The organism is Pseudomonas sp. Sample_9 (genome assembly GCF_004307535.1).
GTDB lineage: Bacteria > Pseudomonadota > Gammaproteobacteria > Pseudomonadales > Pseudomonadaceae > Aquipseudomonas > Aquipseudomonas mercuritolerans.
This window is the reverse complement of sequence record NZ_RAZO01000428.1, coordinates 1-7,326: the sequence shown is the minus strand read 5'-3', so window position 1 is coordinate 7,326 and position 7,326 is coordinate 1. Positions and strand designations below refer to the sequence as shown.

At 62.5% G+C, this 7,326-nt stretch carries 4 protein-coding genes; all 4 read right to left on the bottom strand.

Annotation, left to right across the window (positions count from 1 at the left end):
• On the bottom strand, nucleotides 1-1,142 hold a 1,142-nt coding region (locus D6877_RS24435), incomplete at its 3' end, for a circularly permuted type 2 ATP-grasp protein (RefSeq protein WP_178083745.1).
• Between the two features lie 88 nt (nucleotides 1,143-1,230).
• A complete protein-coding gene (locus D6877_RS24430) occupies nucleotides 1,231-4,506 on the bottom strand; it encodes a transglutaminase family protein (RefSeq protein ID WP_130912364.1) in 3,276 nt (1,091 codons plus the stop codon).
• A 340-nt stretch (nucleotides 4,507-4,846) separates the two neighbouring features.
• Nucleotides 4,847-7,150 carry a YgiQ family radical SAM protein gene (locus D6877_RS24425; protein ID WP_016771932.1) on the bottom strand — a complete coding sequence of 768 codons (2,304 nt, stop codon included), beginning with the start codon at nucleotides 7,148-7,150 and terminating at the stop codon, nucleotides 4,847-4,849.
• Nucleotides 7,125-7,326: hypothetical protein (locus tag D6877_RS29675; protein ID WP_206662999.1), on the bottom strand; the 202-nt coding region annotated here is incomplete at its 5' end. The genes D6877_RS29675 and D6877_RS24425, both read right to left, overlap by 26 nt.

Below are 7,326 nucleotides of genomic sequence, written 5' to 3'. Positions count from 1 at the left end.
CTCTGCGACGGGAACGCCGGTTTGATCAACAGCTCCGGGAGTTTTTCCAGCGCCTGCGCCAGCACTGGCGCTTCACCGCACCACCAGGTGGCGATCGACGGCAGGATCAGTTCTTCGCCGAACAGGTATTGATTGATCTTCGGCAGAAACCCCAGCAGACCCGGCGATTCCAGCACGCCGCTGCCCAGCGAATTGGCGACCAGCACCCGCCCCTGCCGCACCGCCTCTAGTAGACCTGGGACGCCGAGCGCCGAGTCGGTACGCAGTTCCAGCGGGTCGCAGAAATCATCGTCGAGGCGGCGCATGATCGCGTGCACCCGGCGCAGGCCGCTTAGGGTTTTCAGGTACACCGTGGCATTGCGCACAGTCAGGTCGCCGCCCTCGACCAGCGGATAGCCGAGCTGGCGCGCCAGATACAGGTGCTCGAAATAACTTTCATTGAACCGCCCCGGCGTCAGCAGTACCACCAGCGGTGCGTCATCGCCATCCGGCGCCTGCCGCGCCAAAGTTTCCTGCAAGGTGCGGAAGAAACCGGCCAGATGCTGGACCTTCAGATCGCGGTACAAATCTGGAAAGGCGCGGGAGACGATGGTGCGGTTTTCCAGCGCATAGCCGGCCCCGGACGGCGCCTGCGTGCGATCGGCAGTGACCCACCAGCGACCATCCGGCGTGCGCGCCAGATCCACGGCATACAAATGCAAAAAAGCTGACTCGGGCGGGGCAATGCCCTGACAAGGCCAAAGAAAATTGTTGTGCCCGAATACCAGCTCGGCGGGCAGCAGGCCCTCGCTGATCAACCGCTGCGGACCGTATAGATCCGCCAGCACTGCGTTGAGCAAGCGCGCACGCTGAGCGATGCCGGCGGACAATTGCTGCCATTCATCAGCCGCGATCACATGGGGCAGCAGATCCAGTTCCCACGGCCGGTCAGCGCCCTTGGGATCGGCATAGACGTTGTAGGTGACACCGTTTTCCTGAATCTGCCGCGCCAGCAAGGCCTGACGCTGCACCAGCTGCGCCGGGCTGCTGCGCTGCAACTGATCGAACAGGCGCTGCCAATGCGCACGCACTGCGCCGCTGCCGTCGAGCAGTTCGTGATAGGTGCCCGCAGTCAGCGGGTAGCGGTCTAACAGGTCAGGCATGGAAAGCTCGGCAGACAGCAGGGAACGGTCAGACTAACGCAGGCACATGACACGCGGATATACGAAAAATCCGCGTGTTGCGTAGGCTCTAGTAACGGCGCAGGTCGATGGTCATCGGTAGCTCGTCATTGATTTCAACCTTGGGTACGGGAAGTTTCCCCGGCGTGTGTCCGAGGCGGAAAAACCGCGCCATGCGCCGGCTCTCCGCCTCGTTGGCATTGACCGGCAACGTTTCGTAATTGCGCCCACCGGGATGGGCGACGTGGTACTGGCAACCACCCAGCGAACGCCCCATCCAGGTGTCGAGCAGGTCGAACACCAACGGCGCGTGCACCGGTATGGTCGGATGCAGGCAGTTGGCTGGTTGCCAGGCTCGAAAGCGCACCCCGGCGACAAACTCACCCACCCGCCCGGTCGGGTGCAACGGCACCGCGACGCCATTGCAAGTCAGCAGATAGCGATGTGGCGGCAGGCCGTTGAGCTTGACCTGCAAGCGCTCCAGCGACGAATCGACGTAGCGCACCGTGCCGCCCGCCGAGCCCTCCTCGCCCAGCACGTGCCAGGGTTCGAGGGCCTGGCGCAGCTCCAGCTCGATGCCATTGACGGCGTAGTCGCCGACCTTGGGAAAACGAAACTCCAGGTGCGCAGCGAACCACTCCGCGCGCAACGGGTAGCCGGCGTTGTTGAGTTCGACGATGACGTCGGCGAAATCCTCTTCGATAAAGTGCGGCAACAGAAAGCGGTCGTGCAGCTCGGTGCCCCAGCGTGCCAGTTTCGCCGGCGTATAAGGCTCGCGCCAAAAGCGCGCGACCAGCGCCCGCAGCAGCAACTGCTGAGCCAGACTCATGCGCGCATGGGGCGGCATTTCAAAAGCGCGAAGTTCCAGCAAGCCAAGACGCCCGGTGGCGCCGTCCGGTGAATACAGTTTGTCGATGCAGAATTCGGCGCGATGGGTATTGCCGGTGACGTCGATCAGCAGATTGCGCAACAGTCGATCGACCAGCCACGGCGCACATTCCTCGCCCGGTTCCGGCATCTGCGCGAAAGCGATTTCCAGTTCGTACAAGGCGTCATTACGCGCCTCGTCGACCCGTGGCGCTTGGGACGTCGGGCCGATGAAGAGGCCGGAAAACAGGTACGACAGCGAAGGATGGTTGTGCCAGTAGCTGATCAGGCTGCGCAGCAGATCCGGCCGCCGCAGAAACGGTGAGTCCGCCGGTGTCGCGCCGCCGAGGACGAAATGGTTGCCGCCACCGGTGCCGGTGTGGCGCCCGTCGATCATGAACTTCTCGGTGGTCAGGCGGGTTTGCCGTGCCTGTTCGTAGAGAAACTCGGTGCGCTCGACCAACTCGTCCCAGCTCGCCGATGGCTGCACGTTGACCTCGATCACGCCCGGGTCCGGAGTGACACGGAAATTGCTCAGGCGCGGATCACTCGGTGGTTCATAGCCTTCCAGCAGCACCGGGCAATGCAATTCTTCGGCGGTGGCCTCAATGGCCGAGACCAGTTCCAGATAATCCTCGACCCGCTCCAGCGGCGGCATGAACAGATACAGCCGCCCTTCGCGGGCCTCGGCGCAGAATGCGGTACGGGTCAGCCAGTCAGCGGACTCATCGATTTTCGGCACGCGCTCATCCAGCGCAGCAGGTTCGCCGTGCACACCGAGCTGCGCGGCATCCGGCAGATCAGCGAAGTCCTGATTCGGATCGTTGGGATGGATGAACGGATATTCCGCCGCTTTCACCCACGGCTGCGACGCCAGCGGCAAGCGGTAACCCAGCGGCGAATCCCCGGGCACCAAGCGACAGTGCTCATCGCGCAGATACCAACGCCCGCTCTGCCATTGATCGCCCTTGGCCGTGCGCGCCAGCGGCAGCACCTGACCGATCACCTTGTTCAGGCCCTGACTGAAGACCTTGCGCAATCGCGCGCGCTCCAGCGGTTCTTCCAACCGCGAATCTTCGGCGCTGACGTTGCCGGGCAACGCGCCCTCGCGCCAGAGGTAATAGAGATGATCCTCGTAAGCCGGGAAGACAAAGCGCGCAGGCAACTTCAGGCGTTCGGCGACGCTGGCGAGAAAGCGTCCGGCCAGTTCGCCGTCGGCGCCATAGTCCTGCTGTTCGTCGGCGATCAATGCGTCGTTGTGCCAGATCGGCTGACCGTCGCGGCGCCAGTAACAATTGAGCGACCAGCGCGGCAACTGCTCGCCGGGATACCACTTGCCCTGGCCGAAATGGACCAGCCCCTGCGGCGCGTATTGCTTGCGCATGCGCTGAAACAGTTCGGCGGACAGCCGACGCTTGTCCGGCCCCAGCGCGGCGGTGTTCCATTCGGCGCCGTCCGGGTCGTCGATGGAAACGAAGGTCGGCTCGCCGCCCATGGTCAGGCGCACATCGCCTGCGAGCAGATCGGCATCGATCTGCCGCCCCAGCGCCTGGATCGCCCGCCACTGTTCATCGGTGTAGGGCTTGGTGACACGTGGCGCTTCCCAGATTCGCTCGACCGACATTTCGTGGCTGAACTGTGTCTCGCAAGGTTCGACCAGACCACTGATCGGCGCCGCCGAGGACGGATCGGGACTGCACGCCAACGGAATATGCCCTTCCCCGGCGAACAACCCGGACGTCGCATCAAGGCCAATCCAGCCGGCCCCCGGCAGATACACCTCGCACCAGGCGTGCAGGTCGGTGAAGTCGACTTCGGTGCCGGACGGGCCGTCGAGGCTTTTCAAATCGGCGGTCAGTTGAATCAGGTAGCCGGAAACAAACCGCGCCGCCAGACCGAGATTGCGCAACAGCTGCACCAGCAACCATGCCGAATCACGGCAGGAACCGGAGGCGTGTTGCAGTGTGTGCTCCGGAGTCTGCACGCCGGGCTCCATGCGGATCAGGTAGCCGATGTCTTCGCTGAGGCGCTGATTGAGCGCCACCAGAAAATCCACCGCCGGCAGTGGCGTGCGGTCGATGCTGTCCAGGTAAGCCTTGAACGTTGGCGTCAGCGGCAGGGTTTCGAGGTACGGCGCCAACTCCTTGCGCTCATCGGCGGCGTAGCTGAACGGGATTCGCTCGGCGTACGGTTCGAGAAAGAAATCGAACGGATTGAACACCGCCATTTCCGCTACCAGATCGACTTCGATGCGCAGCTCTGCGGTTTTTTCCGGAAACACCAGACGTGCCAGGTAATTACCCTGGGGGTCCTGCTGCCAGTTGATGAAATGCTGCTCGGGCGAGACTTTCAGCGCATAGGAAAGAATTCGCGTGCGGCTGTGGGGCGCCGGGCGCAGGCGGACGATCTGCGGGCCGAGTTCGACAGCGCGGTCGTAGCGATAATGCGTGACGTGATGCAATGCGACATGAATCGACACGGCGTGCCTCCTGCGAGCCTTGGGCGTATGGGAAAGCGCGCAAGACTTATGCCATGCACAGGCTTGCGCGCTTTCGCGAAATGCTCAAGGCAGTACAGCACCAAAACCGGGCGATGCGAGGAAATGCTTGGACTCAGTTGCACGCAAATGTTGCGAACGCTGATTCTTGCGGTGTTTGATCGGACGCTTTCGCGAGCAGGCTCGCTCCCACATGTGCAATGCGTTCCCCTGTGGGAGCGAGCCTGCTCGCGAAGAGGCCAGCGGCAACAACTCATTTCCTGAGGCCTGAAATGCAAAACGCCAACCCGAAGGTTGGCGTTCTGTTCAGCTCAAGCAGTGTTTAGCGCGGCACGACCGGCTTGCGCGTCGGCTTCGGCCCTTTGCCTTTGGCCGCATCCTTGCGTTCCTTGGCCGCCTGCTGGTTGCGGGCGAATGCCGCAGCCTTGGCCTGTTCACGCTTGTCCCACGGATTACCGCCATCACTGGCACGCGGCGGCAAACCGGTGTGCTGAGTGAGGATCTTGGTGGTCTTCTCTTTGGCGACCTTGTGGCTGCCGGCCGGCGTCGAGTTCTTGCGACGGGCGCTCTGGTAGCTGTCGGTGGCCGGCTGATGCGCCGGAATCAGTTGATCCTTGCCCGGGCCGATCAGATCGGCGCGGCCCATGCGGATCAGCGCTTCACGCAGCATCGGCCAGCCTTTCGGGTCGTGATAACGCAAGAACGCCTTGTGCAGACGACGCTGATCTTCGCTCTTGACGATGGTCACGCCGTCGCTCTTGTACGTCACCTTGCGCAGCGGGTTCTTGCCCGAGTGGTACATCGCCGTAGCGGTGGCCATCGGCGACGGGTAGAACGCTTGCACCTGGTCAGCGCGGAAGCCGTTGCCCTTGAGCCACAGGGCGAGGTTCATCATGTCTTCGTCGGTAGTGCCCGGGTGGGCGGCGATGAAGTACGGAATCAGGTACTGCTCCTTGCCCGCTTCCTTGGTGTACTTCTCGAACATGCGCTTGAACTTGTCATAGCTGCCGATGCCCGGTTTCATCATCTGGTTGAGCGGACCTTCCTCGGTGTGCTCCGGGGCGATCTTCAGGTAACCGCCGACGTGGTGGGTCACCAGCTCCTTGACGTACTCCGGCGACTCGACGGCGAGGTCGTAGCGCAGGCCGGAAGCGATAAGGATCTTTTTCACACCCGGCAGGGCACGGGCGCTGCGATACAGCTGGATCAGCGACGAGTGGTCGGTGTTCAGGTTCGGGCAGATACCGGGAAACACGCAGGACGGCTTGCGGCACGCGGATTCGATTTCCGGGCTCTTGCAGGCGATGCGGTACATGTTCGCAGTCGGGCCGCCGAGGTCGGAAATGACCCCGGTGAAGCCTGGGACCTTGTCGCGGATCTCTTCGATTTCGCGAATGATCGACTCTTCGGAACGGTTCTGGATGATCCGTCCTTCGTGCTCGGTGATCGAGCAGAAGGTGCAGCCGCCAAAGCAGCCACGCATGATGTTCACCGAGAAACGGATCATGTCGTAGGCCGGGATCTTCTCCTTGCCATACGCCGGGTGCGGCACACGGGCGTAAGGCATGCCGAACACGTAGTCCATTTCTTCGGTGGTCATCGGAATCGGCGGCGGGTTGAACCAGACATCGAGCTCGCCATGCTTCTGCACCAGCGCACGGGCGTTGCCCGGGTTGGTTTCCAGGTGCAACACGCGATTGGCGTGGGCGTACAGCACCGGGTCGTTACGCACCTTCTCCATCGACGGCAGGCGGATCACGGTCTTGTCGCGGGTCATGCGCGGGCTGGCCAGGATCTGCACGACCTTGGCTTCCTGCGGATCTTCGACCGGGCCTTTTTCCTGCTCGATGGCGCAGGCCTGGGTGTCCTGGGTATTCACGTACGGGTTGATGATCTTGTCGACCTTGCCCGGACGGTCGATGCGCGTAGAGTCGACTTCGTACCAGCCCTGCGGCGTATCGCGACGGATGAACGCGGTGCCGCGCACATCGGTGATGTCTTCGATCTTGTGGCCCCACGACAGGCGCTGGGCAACTTCGACAATCGCACGCTCGGCGTTGCCGTACAGGAGAATGTCGGCGCTGGCGTCGATCAGGATCGAGTTGCGCACGCGATCCTGCCAATAGTCGTAGTGAGCGATGCGGCGCAGCGAGGCTTCGATGCCGCCGAGCACGATCGGCACGTGCTTGTAGGCTTCCTTGCAGCGCTGGCTGTAGACCAGGCTGGCGCGATCCGGACGCTTGCCGGCCATGCCGCCGGGCGTGTACGCGTCATCGGAACGGATTTTCTTGTCCGCGGTGTAGCGGTTGATCATCGAGTCCATGTTGCCCGCCGCGACGCCGAAGAACAGGTTCGGCTCGCCGAGCTTCATGAAGTCGTCTTTGGACTGCCAGTTCGGCTGCGCGATGATCCCGACGCGGAAGCCTTGCGACTCCAGCAGCCGGCCGATGATCGCCATGCCGAACGACGGATGATCGACGTAGGCATCACCGGTAACAATGATGATGTCGCACGAATCCCAGCCGAGCTGATCCATCTCCTCCCTGCTCATCGGCAGGAATGGCGCTGGCCCGAAACATTCGGCCCAATATTTTGGATAGTCAAATAACGGCTTGGCTGCTTGCATGTCGACGACCGGTGTTGAAGTGAAAAATCGCGGGCGCGGAATATAGCACAAATTTTGACCAATTCCGACGACGGTGGTCGGTTTCTCTGTGCGCAGCTCTCGCGCCGCCAACCCGCCACACATTACGCGTTTTTGTTGAACGCACGACGCACGAAACGGCAAGGAAGCCGCCCGCC